Origin of the sequence: Salinispirillum sp. LH 10-3-1, from assembly GCF_030643825.1 — a bacterium.
Lineage (GTDB): Bacteria > Pseudomonadota > Gammaproteobacteria > Pseudomonadales > Natronospirillaceae > Salinispirillum.
On the sequence record NZ_CP101717.1, the window covers coordinates 855,459 to 873,564 of the forward strand.

Sequence of the window (18,106 nt, forward strand, 5' to 3'; positions counted from 1 at the left end):
GTCGGTGCTTATGCATTGTTATTGTTGGCTAACCGCTCGAATACTGGTAATCACGGTCCGATCACCTGCAGTTTCACCTGCGCAGCTCGGACCTGAGAAAGTGCGGTAAAACTGCAGGGCATTGTCAAACCCCAGTATTCGGTCACCATACAGCCTGCCAGAAATCACTTCAATGCCGGTTCGGGTGCAGCCCTGTTCAACGTCATCAAAGCGGGCAAAGACCGTAAAGCAATCCCGGTTTCCGGCAATGAAGGCTTGGCTTGCTGTTCCGGTATCACTCGCACTGTCATCCAGCCCTCGGTATTCATAGTCGATGGCGCCGTCGGGGTTTTGATTGTTAAACTTGTATCGATAGCTGCTGATCGTATCGTTCGGATCACGCTCGTCATCATCGTCAAAAACCAGAGTCAGGTGGTTTGCCTGGTAGGTGCCATTGAGGGCTGGCGGGGTTGTTCCCAGGTGGATGCTGGCCCCCAGTGCCCGCAGTTCATCGATCAGCCCTGGGGTAAAGAGTTCACTCAGTCCCGGTGGCAGGTCGACGAAGTCGCTTTCGAGGTTAACCTCACAGCTTCGGTTGGCATCGGTAGCCAGAATGTCAAAGCTCCGTTCGTTGGGGGTATATCCGATTGAACGCACGCCATTGCGGTTCAAGGCGGTTTTGGCATCATTCGCATTGTCACCAGCTGAAGCTGGGAGAAAACGAACGGCAAAGGTACCGCCTTCATCATAACTCGCAGCACCCGTATGCACGCCAGCCCGGCACAGGTTACTGTTTTCGCGATAGAGTTCATTGCCCCACACCTGCCGGTTCGAAAAACTGTAGGAAGCGGGTAAGGGTGGGCATTGTACGATTGCAATGCTGGGGTCGCCGAGTTGCTGACGTACCATAGCGCCGGTCATGATCCAGTCGATATCGAGTGGTTCATCCAGTGAAACACGCCCACCCAATGCCATCTGGTTTGGATCAAATGTCCCCTGGCGAATGCGCTCGGCCAGTTGAGCACTGCGCGCAGTGGCGGCAAAATCCGGCTCGCCGGTGAATCCGACATCGAAGACGCAGTTGTTGAATTCCGCACTGGGGTTGGTGATGCCAGCTGCCTCGCAGACGGCTTCAGCGAAAGCTCTTTCCTTAGGTGTAAGCTCGTCAATGGTGCGTCTGAATTCGGGAAAAGCTAAGTCGGTGAAGCTGGCGGTGCTTTCGCCGGGGCCATAGTCAAACAGTGAGGTGGCATCGGTAATGCGCCAGCTATCGATGAAGTCATCGTATAGCGCATCGAGGTTATCGGGATCAATGGCCATAGCTGAATTGCGCGGAGTGAAATCGTCCGTCGGGTTATCGCTGACCTTACCCAACAAGCCACGAGTATCGGGGAGCAGTTGCACGTTCTCGACGTCCGGTAAATCGACATAGACATTCAGGAACTGTCTTGACGGGTACTGAACAATGGAAATCAGATGGTTTCGCCCTGCAATTTGAAGGGTGTTTCCGACCAGAGTAACTTGTGCATCGGCTTGTTCAATTGGGTAGCGCCCGAGCATAAACGGGTCGATGATCTCGCCATTGATGCGGATGCGCTCAGCCCATGGAGCTTGCTGGGTGAAGGTGACTCGTGTATCGCCTAACCGCACGGCGGCGGCCACGGCGGCCGAGGCATTGTCCAGGTTGCGCCAAGGCTGGGTGCGAATTTGAACCTCCATGTCAGCGTTCCTCGCCAGGGTGAATTCACCAACGGCCATCATGTCGTACTTGCTGCCGTCGAAGGTGGTCATGTGCGGATCGCCATTGTTCTCGCCACAACGTGGTGTCAGGCACAGCGGGCGTCGGCGTCTGTCGTTTTCGTTGGGAAGGCCATAGTTGGGGGGCGGCGGCTTCGGCGTCATGTTTTCCAGCGCCTGATCAAAGCTGCTTTTTGCACCTTGAGTGAACTCTGTGAAAAAATCGGCGACGCATTGGTTGCCAAATTTACAGCCTTCGAAACCGTCTTTCATGCCGTCCATCATGTCGTCTGCTTTGGCGGGCAGAATGCTTTTGGTGCTGCCCGCACGGGCGATGCCGAACTGATTGCTGTAGAGCAGGACTTCAGGTCCACTGAGCCGTTCAAGGCCAAAATACTGAATGCGTCCGTCGGCCATACGTTCCTGCAACAGGGTCAGGCCATCCTCTGTATCCGGGTCATCACTGGATGGAATGCCCTGAGCAAAGGCGTAGTCGACAATGACAGCATCACCGGGTGCAAGTAAACTTGGGCCCAGAAAGGTCAGGTTCAGGCTCAAGTCATCGTCAAAAGAAATGCCGTGGCTGGCGTCCTGTTGCGGTGTTGCCAGAACCGCTACAGCGGCCTTGCTATTGAATTCCAACAGCCCGGCGATGAGGTCAATGTCTGTGCGAGGTTGCGGGGTATCTGAGCCAGGTTGAGGTTGCAGCAGCTCCGGCTCCAGGACGCTGTTCATTGGGGTGAAGTGTACGCCATGTCGCAGTTGCATTCGGTCAGCGGGATTCGCATTCAGTTGAAGGTGAGAGATGATGTCTTCCGTAATGTCTCGCTCTGTGTCCGTTCTGCTAATCCGACGCCATTGTTCAATAATCCAGAAATCCTGGGTATGTCCCAGGTCCTTCAGGTCCTCTGTTGTAAATAACCACTCCTTGGAGTCTTGCCATTGTTCGCCCTTCTCTCCCATCAAGCCACTGTGCAAGGTGACTGTGTACGTGGTATCTGGCTCCAGTAGGGACGTTGGGGTGAAGCGAACGGCCCTGCCTGAGTTGGTCAGTGTGAGTTGGCCACCAAGAGAGGCCGATGTGCTCTGGCTGAATACCTCTAATAAGCCGTTGCCAATAAGGCTATTTACGTCCAGTGATGCGTTAAATTCAATATCAATGACGGAATTTAGCGCAACTCCCATCTCTCCGTTTTCTGGAGTAATGCTGAGCAGTTCTAGTTGAGTTGCTGTTGTCGTGTTCTTAGTACCTGAGCTTTCGCTGCCGCTGCAAGCGGTCAATAATGCGATGGTAGTCAACGTAACTGCTATGTTGAACGCCTGTAATCGATCCATAACAAGTGGTTCCATTTTATCAATGCCTTCGAGGATGGTCACAATGGACTACCTTTGAGGTCGGTTGACGAAAATCATGGGTTCTCGCTTCTTTTAAATATGGTGAGCCGTTTCCCAACGGTCATTACATTGTTTATATCGAGGGCATTGATGGCATTTAAGGCTGTGTCGATATTGTTAATGTTGTTATCATATGAGATATGTTCTAGGGTCCAGCTTTCACCGCCGTCAGATGTAAAGTATATCTTCCCCAGATCATTTGCGCCGCCTCGCCCGCTACCTACCAACCAGCCGATGTCAGCATTAAGAAACGTCATGTCTTTGATGTCCATGTCATTTAGCTGGAAGACACGTACCCATTCCAGCCCTCCGTCTATCGTCTTCATGACTGTGGAACCACTGGAGACATATCCTACCGAAGTGTCTATAAATTCAACGCGGTCGAAACTATGAGCAACCAGTCCTGCTAGTTCATAGCTACCTGTTTTACCTGTTTGCCAGTTTGTCCCACCATCGGTGGTTTCGTAATAACTGTGTCCGGTATCAGACTCAACATCCATGCCTACTAGCCAAGCGTTGTTTTGATCTACAATGGACATGCTTAAAAATGGAAGTCCAGAGCCAAAGTCATATATCTCCGTCCATGTATCGCCCCCATTTTCTGTGTGTAACACAACCCTTTCATTAGTGTCCTCTCTGCCCCCTATTATCCAGCCGTGTGTCGCATTGACGAAGTGGACATCATAGAATGTATTAAGTACTCCTGTGGAGTGTGTTTGCTGTGACCAGTTTTTACCCCCATTGGATGTGTTCAGAATTAATCCCTTGTTATCTCCGTTGCCAACGATCCAGCCTTTGTTGTTGTCAAAAAAATGTATTCCATAAATTTCCCAGAGGTCTCCGTATACGTCTGATTCACTCCAGGTATATCCGCCATCTTTCGAGTATATGATTCCTGCCTTAGAAGAGAATCCATCATTAGTGAAGCCTCCTGCAGCCCAAATTTTTTCGCCATCGATAAAGTGTATTGCTCGGAGCTCAAAATCAAAATTAGATGATAGGCTTGGATCAAGCTGAGACCATGATCGGCTTGCAAATTGATTGGAATTGTCTTCAGATGTATTAACTGCATTGTTAGTCTCATTACACGCCGTTATAAAAAATGTAGATAAAGAGATTAATATAATTTTTTTGGAATGCTTCTTATCCCGCATTGCAATTCTCCTTTCATAAAATATGCTGTGCTTTCGTTGCTAGCGCTCCGGATCAAAAGACTTCCCAGGGTTAAGGGAGTTCGATTTCAAAAATATGATTCTGATTACCTAGGATGTAAGTTTTATCAGACAGCGTGGCAATGCCACGGACGGGGTATGGTAAATCCTGTTTCGACCAGCTCAATCCATCTTCACTTATCCATAAGGCCTGCCCGGCGCTTGAGCCATCTCTAAGATAAAATCTATTACCGTCACTGAATAAAGCCGATGCTGTAATATTTGCATTGGCAGGAAAATCTACCGAGATCCATGTCTCTCCTCCGTCGCTACTGAATGCTGTATTTTGATGGGCATTACTTTGAGGGGTTACGACGATGTTGTCGTCAATGCTAGCTATACGATAGAAGGAATTAGAGCTGTTTATGGGCCTCTCGGTGGTTCTCCAGTCAAGACCATCATCACTAACCATGACAGTGCCTGCAGCGCGGATGATTACAAACTGATTCTCGGCAGCTATTAAGCTTCGGGTTGCACTTGGTGCTTCCCTCATGTCGCAACCAGCCGGACTACATATGGCCAACTGGTCGTCCGCGAGATTGTTGCCAACCAGCGCCATCCACTTTTCATCAATGCCGGCGACATGCGAGAAGAATGCGTCCCCAGTGCCAGTACGTGGGTCGACTACTTCCCAGGTTTCACCGTCAATACTATTGGCAACAACATTCGTTCCGGTAGCAACAAATCTAGTGCCACTCCATGCGATAGCGGTCATGTATGGCGAGTCATTTAACTCTGACGCAGTCCAGTCGGTTCCATTGTCGCTATAGAGAACCTTACCATCCTCAGACAACGCTACCATTCGCTCAGCGTCATTGGTGGCAATTCCCGCCCATCGACTGGTAGTGACAATTGGTCCTCCAATGGTCTGCCAGTTATTGCCATCATTCGATACCCTTACCGCACCGGACTCACCTACCGCAACGAATGTATCATTGGCGTGCACAAGGCTATGCAATGCGACATCAAGACCTGCCAGTTTTTCTAACCATGTCGCGTTCTGTTTTTCACGACGATGAATGGAACCATCTCTTGCTGTCAGCCAGTAATAGTTGTCAACGTCAATAATATCTGAGAAAAGGGTGCCTATATTAGCCACATACTGCTTGTCTGCCGCATCTGACGCCCAACTTTCACCATCGCTACTGATTTTAATGCCACCGAAGTTTTCAGTGGTTGCTGCGAGAAATTGCGTGCCATCGTAATACAGCGCCGAAACCTCTGCAGCTGCGAAAACAGAAGACGTACTCGACCACGTGGAGCCGCCATCTAAACTTCTCTTGATATTGTTAAGTGAGCCGGAAACAATGGCGCCATTACCAAAAGCCAGTTTGTGTGATCGAGTACTGGCTGCGGTCTGCTTATTCCATGACTCACCCGTTGTGCTAATCAGTACAGCATCGTTTGAACTACCTGCAGCGACAAAGTTGTTACCGGTCCAAACCACACCGCGCAGCTCGCCAATTGTTTCGTCAATATCCGCAGCCTGCCAATTGGCACCGTTATCATTGCTGTAGTAGGCGATGCTAGTGTTTGTACCTCTCTTCCCTACGGCAACGAGGACCTGCCCGTTGGTCTCCAAAGCCGAAAACGATGCAGCAGTGTTAGCAGTTGATGCCGTCCATTCGATAGCATCGGCTGAACGTAGCACCGCGCCATTATCTCCAATGGCAATAAACTGGCCATTCAAATAAATAATGTCCTTTAAACTATGGCCTTGTGGTAACGGGTGCACCCAGCTTATTTTAGGGCGATCTTCAACTTCAGGGGCATTAGCTGTGCCAGCACTCTCTCCACCGTCAGTGGCATCGTTGCATCCACTTATTGCTATCAAGATAGTGAGGGAGATAAAACACAGAAATTTCATGGAGAATTTTTGAGTATGTTTCATAGTTAACCGATCCTTGTTTAGGGTAGAACTGTCGCTGCCTATCTACGTCAATTTACTGATGCTCATGACAAAAACTACTCAACTTTCAAAAGTTAAAGGCCATGACGTACATTTGACCACATGGTCATTTTGTGTTCAGGGTGATATGGTGGATCAGTCGGGTGACTACAACAACTACCGTTTTGGGCTAACCCGTTATCACCTTTAGTCTTCTTGGGGTAATCATTTTTTTCATGAATGAGGGGCGTGATGCAAAGCATATTGATCATTGAAGATCATATTGAAACTCGTAGATGGCTCGTTTCAATCGTGCAGGAAGCGTTCTCAGAACCTACCGTAGAAGAAGCCAGTACATTGGAGCAGGGCTACGCTTGTTTGCAAAGCTTTACACCGTCGGTCATCCTGATTGACATAAGTCTACCTGACGGCTCAGGCCTCGAGTTCGTAAATTATGCTCAACAAAATCTCCCAGATTCTTATGTGGTGGTAACCACGATTTATGATGATGATGATCATTTGTTCAGTGCATTTCGATCAGGTGCTAGTGGATACTTACTGAAAGATGAGCCACGAAAGACGCTTGTTGACGGTCTTTCTGGCATCATGAGTGGAAAACCGCCGCTAAGCTCTGCTATTACCCGCAGGCTGCTCAGGCACTTTCAGCAGTCTGGTAATGGCAGCGTTGAGAGCCCGTTGTCGGGGCGAGAGGAGGAAGTGTTGACGCTGATGGCGAAAGGAATGGGGCGTAATGAAATTGCAGAGCTTCTTGGAGTGTCAATAAACACAGCTGCAAGCCACATCAAGTCGATCTATCGCAAACTAAATGTATCCGGTCGAGTGGAGGCTACATTGGAGGCGGTTAAGATGGGGCTGGTGTCTGGCAATAAAAAACGCGACTGAGCATTGGAATGAGGGAAATTAGTCGTGTTTTGTTCGCTCCCCTACCCATTATGCTGGCTGGTTTCATAATGGCTCTGGTGGGTATTCTGTGTGCCCTGGTATTCGTGATTCAGAAGCCTTGGATAGGGATAACGTTTCAATTCACTGACACTCATCATGCGCTAGCCGTTAAAGCGATAGAAAACCCCGCACTCAAGAGCAAGCTCATGGTAGGCGACGTTGTCGTTGGTTTATCACTTGATGGCATCGACCGCGTACATTCTTTGACTGGCTTTCGGCCCGGTGTCGAACCGCCTAGTTTCTCTTCGTATGCTGGACATAATGCTTATGTTCAAGCGGAAGGCGAAGTGTCTGCATACTTGCTTGGCAGTCTGGTTAATCTGCATCTTCTGGATGGGAGTATGGTGCCTGCGATTCTAAGTGATAGCCGCCCGGTCACTTCCTTGCCCGTTGATTTTTGGTTATTCAATTCATTCGGCTTATTGGCTTTTATAATTGGCCTTGGGGTGTTTGCAGTGCGCCCAAAAGAATTAGCGGCGCGTTGGCTGGGACTGTCAGGATCAGGATTCTTTATCGCAACACTATTTAACAGTGTTTACTTGAGTCGAGAATTGGCATGGCCTGCTGATCAGCTTTTGTTGTTGTCCCGAATGAATAATATTGGGTTAGGCGTCATGTTGATTTCTCTACTGGCTCTTATGACTTCTTTCCCGCGCCGGTTGTCGGTTGTTTCGAACCCCCTGATGATAATTGTCGTTGCAGTACTTTACCAGGTTAACGAATGGATGCAGTGGTATGAGTGGCCGCTCCATGCTTACTATATGCCAATCTTTATTCTTTACATTCTGGGGGTCGTGGTTGCAATTTATCAGTGGCGATTGTCTTTAAGAAACCCTATAGACAGGGCTGCGTTGAAGTGGATGCTACTGACGATTTTCATCATTATGGGTATGGGTTTAGCTATATATTTTGTCCCCATTGCCATTATTGGCCGAGCTATATTCCCGCAATGGGCCATGGTGGGCATAGCATCGCTCTTATACATTGGTTTTGCTTTCGGCATAGTGAGATATCGCCTATTTGATGTTCAGCGCTGGTGGCTGAATATATGGGGGTGGTTCTTAGGCGGCCTTTCGATAGTGCTGTTAGATGTGTTATTTATTAGTTTCCTTAACCTGCAGCCCGTAATGGCACTGGGCATAGCTGCGATCTTGGTTGGTTGGGTGTATTTCCCTGCGCGCCAATGGATACTGCAGCGACTTAGCTATCAACATGGCGCTGAGCAATACCAATTGTTTGAGCAAGTGGAGCGAATGGCGCAGGCCATTTCAACTAGAGACACCAATGCTCAGTGGCAAGCCATACTCGTTGAGCAATTCGCGCCAGCGGGGGTGAAAGTCTCAAGCAATGGGAGTGATTTGGTTCAGATGAATCAGCATGGCGCTGTTCTGTCTGTGCCTTTGCTGCAAGGTGATGGCATACTTGAGCTGACATACCCAAGTCAGGGGAGGCGACTATTCTCCTCGGAAGATCGTGTTTACGTGCAGAATCTTCTTCAGGTCTCGCGTCGTATAGTGAGGGTGCATGAAGGCGAGTTCCAAGCTGTTCGATTAGAGCGGCAGCGCATTGTCCGCGACATGCATGATGATGTCGGTGGTCATTTGCTTACTTTGTTGCGGCAAGCGCCCTCAGAACATTACGAACAATTAGTGCGTACTGCATTCGGCTCTTTGCGTGAGGCAATGCAAGCGATGGACGAAGAATCTAGTCGAGTGTTGTTGGACTGCCTCGACGATTGGAAAGAGCAGCTGGAGTCCAGAGCGCGGATGTCGGGAGTTTCATTAGTATGGCAACAAGCCGTATCGGCTGATGACAAACTACTGTCTGTTCGTCAAGCAATAAACATCAGTCGAATATTGAATGAAAGTGTGACCAACGCTCTACAGCATGCGAACCCCACCACAATAACGGTCACAATAGAATCCTCAGAAGACTTTTTGTCGTTGAAGGTAATCAATAATGGCATTACGACCGGTCATGATAAAAGAGAGCCGACAAGAGGCAGGGGTTTGAACAATATGCTAACCCGTGCCAAGGAGCTTGAAGGCGAGCTAAAATTCTCGATCCAAGGTGATAAGGCTTCTATTGCGGCCATTTTTCCTATTTTAAGATAATAGTTGTAAAAAATAGCTATTCCTCAGTGCCGTCAGTGCATGAATCCTGCATGCCATCACCTTCTTTCGGATCTACTTTTCTTGCCTTGGGTTTCGGTGGTGGTGGCTGCCACGCTCGTAGGTATTGTCCAATGAGCGAGTGGTAATCAGTCAGCAGGTTTTCAATCACTTCTATGATTACTCTGTTGCCAAAGCGTCTGGACGAATTAGTACGCAAGATCACGTCAAAAAGGAGTGGGGTACCGTGCTGTTGGATGTGTTCATGCCTGGCTGGTCCGGTTACGACGTCTGTTCCGCCATTCGTCAAGCACTGAAAGACGAGATCACGCTGACCGGTAATGACGACTTACAATCCATCGAAGCTGCTTTCCAAAGTGGCGCTACGGATTTCTTTCCCAAGCCCATGAATTTCCCGTTATCGATCCAGCGTGTTCGTTACGCCTTGCGCAATACCCAAGCGTGGAAGATGCAGACCGCGTATCAACGCTCCATGTTGCAGCCCGACAAGATGGTGTCATTGGGGCGTCTCGCAGCGGGCATTGCTCATGAAATCAATAACCCCATTGGCTACGTGATCAGCAACGTTCAGATGCTGTCGGGATACGCGCCGCAACTCACGGAGTATGTTGCTCAGCTAAGATGCATTGGTAATCCTCCCAAAAATTAGCGGTGATCAGAAGTAGAATTTTCCGTAAGCTACACGCAGGGAGATTCTGCATGAAAAAGTCGCGTTTTACTGATAGCCAAATATTGTCCATTCTGAAGCAAGCAGAGAACGGCGTGCCCGTTCCTGAGTTGTGTCGTGAGCACGGTATGAGCAGCGCCACCTTTTACAAGTGGCGCGCCAAGTTCGGTGGTATGGATGCCTCAATGATGACTCGGTTAAAGGAGCTGGAAGATGAAAATCGTCGGTTCAAAAAGATGTACGCCGAGGTACGCCTGAAATCGGACATTCTTAAGGAAGCCATTGAAAAAAAGTGGTGAAGCCGTCTCGACGTCGTGAGATGGCGCAGAGAGCCGTGGCGGATAAAGGTATCAGTATCAGGCTGGCGTGTTGGATCTTCAGCATCAGCGAAACCTGCTATCGGTACCGGGCTAAGCTCTACTTCTGAGCCCGCTTATAAATGGGGGGATTACCGCCTAGCTTTATGAATGCAACGGCCAAAGCATACTTAACTGTATTCCTCCACCCTCCAAACGATGTCTGCTTAGACTCTCGTAGGTCGTTTAAAAACGCCTCCATATCGTTGTAGACGGTAGTTTCTACCTTAATAATGTCCTTCATGCTCCACGCCCTCCTATAGCCACTACATTGGTATCAGCTTTACCGGTCAGCTTTGTGCAGAATTGCGCCCAGTCTTGCATCATGGGGCGACGTTCTTCGAGCAGAGTTTCACGCGCATATGCGCTGCGCACTTTGTTGGGGTCTTGGTGGGCTAGGGCAATTTCGCTCAATTCGTCCCGGTACTTGTCAGACACTGACCGCGCCCACTCTTTGAACGTATTGCGCAAGCCATGAGGTGTGGCCACCTTAGCCATGCCTTTTTTGTCGGTCTGGTAGGGATCGAAGAAACCGGCTCCGCCTGCCTCAATGTCTGCTTTGTGCAGATCTCGCAAACGTTTTGATGCGGTGTTTTCTGACGGTGGGCGCTTGCCAAAGACAAATTCACCTTTACGGGGCAGTGTGGCTAATAGTTCCACAGCATGGTCAGGTAGCGGTACATCATGTGCCAGCCCCATCTTCATGTCTTCCGCTGGTACGTGCCATATACGGTTCACAATGTCTATGTCAGCCCATCGCGCATGACGCGCTTCACCGGGTCGTGAGGCGGTCAGTAACTGGAATTGTATCAACCGTGCACCTATGGTCATGTCGGAGCTGATAGCGGCATAGAAACGCTGTGCATCGGACAGCATGACGGCGGGGCGGTGCTGTGGTTTGCCCAGTGTCTTCTTCTTGCCCTTGGGTGTCGGTAGCAGGTGTTTGAGCACGCCAAGGTCGGCAGGGTTGTCGCCGTGATAAAGGCCCTTTGCTCTGGCCTGATCCATGATGCGTGTTATGTTGCGGCGCACTTGGTTGTAAGTTTCGCGCTTTCCTTCTTCCAGCGGTATGCGCACAGCCTCCGCAATGTCGTTCGGTGTCAGATCGCCAACAATACGCTTTCCAATTGCCGGGAAAGAATAGCGTTTCAGTTGGTTTAACTCTTTGCTGATCTTCTTTTCTGCGTCCCGTGCGCCACTTTCTTCCATACGGTTTGCCATGTAGTCGATTGCCAGATCCTCGAATTTTACTAAGCGGCTCTGTGCGGCTTCTCTTTCGGCTCTAGCCTTGCGCTTGTGCTCTAGTGGGTCGATACCATCAGCCACCATTGCGCGTATCTCTCTGGCCTTTTCACGCGCTCTGGCGAGCGTCACCACAGGGTAACTGCCTAGGCCTAGTTGCCGTTGTCTTCCGTCGATGCTAATGCGCAATATCCATGAGCGTGCACCCTTGATTTCTTTCTTTTTTGGTGGCTGGCACATTAGGGTTAGTCCTTCAGCTCCTTCGCCACCTACGGCATGGTAAGCCGTTCGCGGCGTGCCCGGTTCGTTCCTCTTTTTTTGGTGTTCGAGGTGCTCTCCTTTGACCTCTGCATAGGTCAGGCTTTGAACCTGCTTGTCTGTAAGTGGTACCACACGACGGCCCATGAATAACCCTCAAATAAACCAACAAATAGGACTAAAAAAGGATGCTATAGGATAAGGCGCGATAAGACAAGATATTTTGATTTGTCTAGTATTGGCAGGGGTTTTAGCGATTTATTGCGACGGGATAAAACAGCTTGATTAGATAGGCCTCTGGTACCAAACACTGAAAAAGCCGATCAAAGCAATTTGGTCGGCTTTTTTGTGTTTCCAGCACACCTACTTATCCTCTGGTCCCCCTTCTTTCCAGTTGGCACTTTATTCTGTGTGAGATGAAGGTCTGTCCTTTTGTCTGCACGCAGGTTAGATAAGACGTTCCGAACGTCCCTGTGTCGCTGCAACTGGCCATAGCTGGTACTCAAAGTACCCCGACTCAGTGTTGGGATTTTTAACGCATGACTATGTGCCATGTAAATCGTCTGCGCCATGCTGTTCCCTAGCCATAAGAAAATAGGCTCAAGTCAAAATAAATGTGTCCCTTTTGTCCTTAATGTCGTATATTGCTTGTATGATATATCGGTGGAGCTCTTATAAATGACTATGGCTGGATTGTCCGCGCGTCCTCGATTGCTGCTCGTAGAAGATGAGCCAATGCTATCTAAGCTACTTGTCACGAGCCTGCACCATTACGGCTTTGATATTAAAGCATGCTCCACTGGCGAAGAGGCGCTGGTCGAATTTGGGAAAAATGCAGTCGATCTCATTTTGCTAGATGTACATCTGCCCCAAATGTCGGGTTTTGATGTCTGCGAAGCAGTGCGCGCGGAGAGAAAAAATCCGTCAACGCCTGTAATCATGCTGACTGGAGCTGACGATACCGTTTCTATTCAAAGGGCCTTTAATGCTGGAGCAACAGACTTTTTGACTAAGCCTGTCAACCTACCTTTATTGAATCAACGGCTGCGATATGCACTCCGGAACAGGCAGAACGAAGAAGAAATGAAGCGAGCTCTGTATTTCCAGGAGCGTGCTAGCAAACTTGCCAAATTGGGGTATTGGTCATTCGATTACGCAAACGACAGGTTTGAACTGAATGAAGAAGCTCGGTTGCTTCTATCATTGGGCACGGCGGAATTTACCAATGAAACATTATTAAGCAGTGTTCACCCAGAGGATTTGCCTAGGCTTCTCATGATGCTTGCGGAGCAGCGAGAAGCGGAGCTGGAAGTGCGTGTGATTCTAGCAAAATCTAGCGAGCGAATAATCCATATCACGGCGACTATGTATGAGTCAGAGGCTGTAGTCATGCATGGTACATTCCAAGACATTTCCGACCAGCGAAGCACAGAGGACATGCTAGAGTTTCTACGCCTGCATGATGATGTTACTGGCTTACCCAACAAAAAAATGCTTCAACAGCATTTGAAGTCCTACCTTGGGGCGGAGGAGCATGGGGCAAACGTGGCGGTATTGGGTAATATCAGGTTGTTGCGTATCGGTCGTTGGGGTGAGGTTTATGGTCAAGAGACTGTTGATGCTCTATTAAAGAGAATCAGCAATGACTTCGTATTGAAACTTCGCAAACTAGATTTCGACGCGGAGTTATATTACTTAAGTGAGGGCAGCTTTTGCCTCGTAAGTCGATCGGCGAGTGTGAGCGAGACAGAAAAGCTGTTGCAGGAGTTAACAAAGCTGGCGAGTCTAGAATGGAAGCTGGATGGTGAATCTCATACACCATCAGTAGCCTGCGGTGCTATTGATCTTACGTCTGCGCAGCAAAACTTGGATGTCCAGTTAGAGGGGCTTGCCGCTGCAATCGCGCGCGCTGAAATGAATCCCAATAACACCGTCACTTGGTATAGACCTTTGTCCCGCAACGATACGCACCGAGAGTTATGTCTGGAGCAAAAGGTCAAAGAAGCGTTGCAGAACCGTCAGTTTGACCTTTACCTGCAGCCACAAGTGCGGACTAATAGTGCAGAGAGTATTTGGGGCTTTGAGGCACTTTTGCGTTGGGTGAATTCGAATGGCCAAGTTTGTGCGTACTCTCCTGATGAGTTTCTTCCCGTCGTGGAGCGGTTAGGCTTAGCAGTGACTTTGGGTTACCAGGTTATTGATAAGGCCTTTGAAAAAGCGGTGTTACTGAAAAGTGCAGGTTTGAATGTCCGTTTAGGCGTTAATCTTGGAAGCGCTCAATTCGATGACCCACAATTAGTACCATACATCATGTCACGGCTCAAAGAGTCCGGTTTACAAGCCAGTGCAATTGAATTTGAGATAACCGAAAGTACCGCTATGTCCGACCCTCAACTGACTCTCAATAAGCTTTCTCAGCTCCGAGAAGAAGGGTTTCATATTGCTGTAGATGACTTTGGAGTTGGTTATTCATCCATGGAATATCTTTTGCGTTTTCCTCTGACCACTTTAAAAATTGATCGTGCATTTGTGCGGAATATTGCTACCGATTCAAGTGCTAGAGCGATTGTGAAAGCTATTCAAACTTTAGCCTCTGGTCTAGGGTTAACGACGGTTGCTGAGGGTGTGGAAACGGAACAGCAACGAGAGTGGCTCAAGGAATTAGGAATTGATGTTATCCAAGGTTTCCACTATTCACCTGGTTTGCCATGTTCAGATGCAATTGAGCTGGTGAAGACGTGGAACGATACTGCTGAGGTGGCTGATTGTGGATAAACTCCTAACGCCTGTTTATGTGCTGTTGATTAAACAATCTAAGTTTAATGATTGGACGCATGAGGCTATGCGGATTTGGTCTGATATCACTGGGTGCAGCGAAGTTGTCTGGTATGCATCCGAGGCATGGCAGACGTTGTCGCCTGAAGTAGAGCAAGAATTAGCTCTTGCATCCATACTGCTCTGTGATGATAGCCAAGAGCAGATACCATTAGATGATGGTCGTTTGGCACTTTCATTGTCAGTGGCCGGATGGTTAATCATGAAGGGAGTGAGTGAGACTCTAAATGACGAGCAACTCAGTATTTGGCGACTGTTGTCATCTCAATGGGTCCTTCGAGGAAGGACGGTGCTCGCTGAGCGTGAGGCAGCAATGGAAAGTTGGCTGCTCTCGTCGGTAAGTCATGACTTACGCGCCCCACTTAATAGCATTCTGAATTTTTTGGAGCTGATGGACACCCCCGGAGTTGCGGTGAATCGTCAATTACCAACGGTTAAGAATGAGGCTGATAGATTGCTGCGGCTTATAACTCAGCTGTTGGACTTCTCACGATTGCAAGCCAAGCGGCTATCCCTTCGACCAACGTCCGTTAACCTTTTGGAGTGGGTTGGGCAAGCAATGATGGGGTGGCGAGATGTAGCTTTGGAGAAACAGATCGAGTTGAGCGTGCATCTAGCGAATCCGCTGCCACTGGCTATTGAACTAGACGCTGAGCGACTTATGCAGGTTATTCAAAACCTCATTAGTAATTCTGTTAAGTTCACGCAAAATGGGTATGTGCAACTGAGTGTCAGTGCAGATTTAGAGACTAAGCGCCTATTTTTTGAGGTTAAAGATACAGGAGTAGGCATTGAATCAGCTCGTCAAGCGTATATTTTTGACTCATTCGTGCAAGCCCGCAGTGAAGATCATTTAACCAAGAACGGCGTGGGGCTGGGGCTCAACATAGTGAAACAGTTAGTTGAGTTAATGCATGGCTCAATCGTGATCTCCAGTGCATTGGGGGAAGGCACGAGTATTAAGTTGGAAGTGCCTTACGAAGAAGCTGAAGACCCTTTAGAACAGGACTATCACGACACACTTTCGAACGAAACAATTTTAGTTATTGAAGATAATCGAAAGCGGGCAGACACATTAGTTCAATATTTGCGTTATTTCGGCGCGCATACAGTAATTGCTAACAGCGGTCCAGAAGCTCATTTCTACTTGCGCCAGAGTAATACTGTTCCAGATTGGATATTCATACAGTCAGCTCTGAAAGGCGTCGATGCGCACAGCACGTTGAGCAAGATTGCTGAGCAACTAGAACTTTCTGAATTGGAGTTGAATGAACGAGTAGTGTGGCTCATCGAAAGTCCATTTGACGCTCGTAGTGACTGCCGATCGTTAAAGACGCCTTTGTCATTGCCCGAGCTGTACCAAACGCTGATGTTCCGGAGTGATGTCGATGTTGAGTCCGAGGAGATGGTTAAACCAGTCGTTCTCATTGTAGACGATACGGAGCTTAACCTTCAGCTAACAGATATTCAGTTAACGAAGTTAGGGGTAGATGTTATTACCGCATCCTCAGGGTTGGAAGCATTGGATATATTGGAGCATAAGTCAGCAGATCTGATATTTATGGACATCATGATGCCGAGCATGGATGGCTATGAGACAACGCAGCGAATTCGAGCAAAGGGAAATGCTAATGGATTGTCCGGAATCCCCATTGTTGCCCTTACAGCAAGCGCTCTATCGCAACAGCAGCAAAAGTATTTAGCAGCAGGAATGAATGATTATCTTGCGAAGCCGTACCGAATAGAGGAGCTTCATGCTGTTATTCGCAAGTATCTGCCGTCATTCCATTTCTCCTCAATTAAAGAAAATACACCCACTTTTTCGTCAGAAGACGTTATGGATGAGGGTGCTCTAGTTAGCTGGGAACAGGCGCTAGTAATGGTAGGCGGAGATGAGTCTATCTTACTGTCGATATTGGCACCATTTATAGACGATCTTCCAAGCACAATAGACAATTTGTCTGATGCAATTGATAAGTCTGATTGGGAGGCGTTACAGCGAAAAGCGCATAGCCTAAAAAGTATGCTTAGAACATTTGGAGCGTTGCCATTGGGAAATGCTACTTTTGAGTTGGAAAAAGCAGCTAAATCGGATGAACGTGGTCGCATTGAAGTTGTGTGGAAAGAGTTTTTAGCGTTGTATCCTGCAACCCTAAGGCACCTGAGAGCGCGGTTAAATGGTTAATTACTATGACTGATAGGAATCAAACTTTACCTCCTGTTGAGAGTGCGCCTCATGCGCATATTGCCCTGCAGCCACTTTTTGATGGGCAGTTCCAGCATACAGGGGATGCACTGCTATATCGTCATTCTGGCTTCGCAGATCACGCTGAGATAACAAGTCCGACTCATGCCACTACTAGTGCCGTGATCATGGCAATCTATGAAATCGGATTGACCCAACTGGTGGGAGAGCGAGACCTGTACATCAAAGCACCTGCCGAGTGGCTACAAAATACAGATTTGCTGCCTCCACCTGACCCCAAGTTAGTGCTGGAGATTAATTACAACGATCTCGCGAGTGATCTACATGTATTTAACCTAGTAAGGAGTGGCTACCGGCTATCACTTTTTTGCGAGAGTTGGCCAAGAGAGGATTGTTGGCCATCGTTTGAAACAGTAAAGATAGCCGCAGATACCGTTGACCTGAGCAAGTCTCGCCTGGATGTTTTGCGGGCATTGAACCCTGAGCTAGGTTTCATTGCCCATAGAGTGGCGACGCGTGAAATGTTCGAGCTGTGCCAAAGTGTTGGTTTTGATCGTTTTCAAGGCTACTTTTTTGCAAAACCGATGACTCTAAAGGTGGCTGGACGGTCAAAAGGTGGAAATCGGCAGGTATTGTTGAGCATTATGCAAGAGTTGCACTCGGAAGATGTTGATGTTCAGCGGCTATCGTCCTTGATGACGCAATTGCCGCAAGCCACATTTTTGCTACTTAAGCGGGTCAACTCCGTTCGTGAAAGTTCAGTACGGCAGATAGAGAGTTTACCTGATGCACTTGTGCGTCTAGGCCTAACCGAGATTCGCACTCTGATGGCTAGCTTGTTGGTTGTTGAGATGGGCGAGCAAGCACATTTAGTGTTGCCAGAGGTTCTTACACGTGCAGCGTTCTGTCGCCAACTGGTAGCCAAGAAGCCTAACTTGAACCCAGATACTGCTTTCAGCGTTGGGCTATTTTCGATGCTGCCAGCAGTGCTAGCAATGCCAATAGAGTCGTTACTTACGGAATTAAACGTAAGCCAAGAAATAGGTGGCGCATTGCGCTCTGGTATTGGTGAATATGGCAAACTCTTGCGATTGGTTGAGGCTTTTGATTCTGCAGAGCTGTCTCCGCAAAATCGTTCACTCATTGCAGAGCTAAATCGGCAGTATTTAATTGCCAGAGCATGGTCACAAGAAATTTTAGTCAACCTGTAACCTGATGAATTAACGAAAGAGATTTA

General features: G+C 48.5%; 10 protein-coding genes and 1 pseudogene. 7 read left to right on the forward strand and 4 right to left on the reverse strand.

The features are described 5' to 3' along the window. Positions 1-18 precede the first annotated feature (18 nt). The 3 genes from NFC81_RS03745 to NFC81_RS03755 form a co-directional block, all read right to left on the reverse strand. A complete protein-coding gene (locus NFC81_RS03745; protein ID WP_304996197.1) occupies positions 19-3,066 on the reverse strand; it encodes an Ig-like domain-containing protein in 3,048 nt (1,015 codons plus the stop codon). 59 nt (positions 3,067-3,125) lie between these two features. Then, positions 3,126-4,265: a YCF48-related protein gene (locus tag NFC81_RS03750; RefSeq protein ID WP_304996198.1), complete on the reverse strand. Its 1,140-nt coding sequence runs from the start codon at positions 4,263-4,265 to the stop codon at positions 3,126-3,128. A gap of 70 nt (positions 4,266-4,335) precedes the next feature. Then, entirely contained in the window at positions 4,336-6,213 is a 1,878-nt protein-coding gene (locus NFC81_RS03755) for a hypothetical protein (protein ID WP_304996199.1), read from the reverse strand. A gap of 249 nt (positions 6,214-6,462) precedes the next feature. Here NFC81_RS03755 and NFC81_RS03760 point away from each other — a divergent pair, with 249 nt between their 5' ends. The 4 genes and pseudogenes from NFC81_RS03760 to NFC81_RS03775 all read left to right on the forward strand — a co-directional run. Continuing rightward, positions 6,463-7,113: a response regulator transcription factor gene (locus NFC81_RS03760; RefSeq protein WP_304996200.1), complete on the forward strand. Its 651-nt coding sequence runs from the start codon at positions 6,463-6,465 to the stop codon at positions 7,111-7,113. Positions 7,114-7,121: 8 nt separating this feature from the next. Then, on the forward strand, positions 7,122-9,287 hold the full coding sequence (locus NFC81_RS03765) for an ATP-binding protein (RefSeq protein WP_304996201.1): 2,166 nt from the start codon (positions 7,122-7,124) through the stop codon (positions 9,285-9,287). 139 nt (positions 9,288-9,426) lie between these two features. Further along, positions 9,427-9,954, forward strand: a complete 528-nt coding sequence (locus NFC81_RS03770; RefSeq protein WP_304996202.1) for a response regulator — start codon at positions 9,427-9,429, stop codon at positions 9,952-9,954. A 50-nt stretch (positions 9,955-10,004) separates the two neighbouring features. After that, positions 10,005-10,390 (forward strand): annotated as a pseudogene (locus NFC81_RS03775) (transposase); the annotation flags it as partial. A gap of 178 nt (positions 10,391-10,568) precedes the next feature. Here NFC81_RS03775 and NFC81_RS03780 read toward each other — a convergent pair. Then, a complete protein-coding gene (locus tag NFC81_RS03780) occupies positions 10,569-11,975 on the reverse strand; it encodes an integrase arm-type DNA-binding domain-containing protein (protein WP_304996203.1) in 1,407 nt (468 codons plus the stop codon). Between the two features lie 531 nt (positions 11,976-12,506). Here NFC81_RS03780 and NFC81_RS03785 point away from each other — a divergent pair. From NFC81_RS03785 to NFC81_RS03795, 3 genes are read left to right on the forward strand one after another with little or no spacing between them, the layout of a single operon-like run. Next, a complete protein-coding gene (locus tag NFC81_RS03785) occupies positions 12,507-14,603 on the forward strand; it encodes an EAL domain-containing protein (RefSeq protein ID WP_304996204.1) in 2,097 nt (698 codons plus the stop codon). Next, positions 14,596-16,848: a sensor histidine kinase gene (locus tag NFC81_RS03790; protein ID WP_304996205.1), complete on the forward strand. Its 2,253-nt coding sequence runs from the start codon at positions 14,596-14,598 to the stop codon at positions 16,846-16,848. Before NFC81_RS03785 ends, NFC81_RS03790 begins: the two co-directional genes overlap by 8 nt. Positions 16,849-16,853: 5 nt before the next feature. After that, entirely contained in the window at positions 16,854-18,080 is a 1,227-nt protein-coding gene (locus NFC81_RS03795; RefSeq protein ID WP_304996206.1) for an HDOD domain-containing protein, read from the forward strand. Positions 18,081-18,106 lie beyond the last annotated feature (26 nt).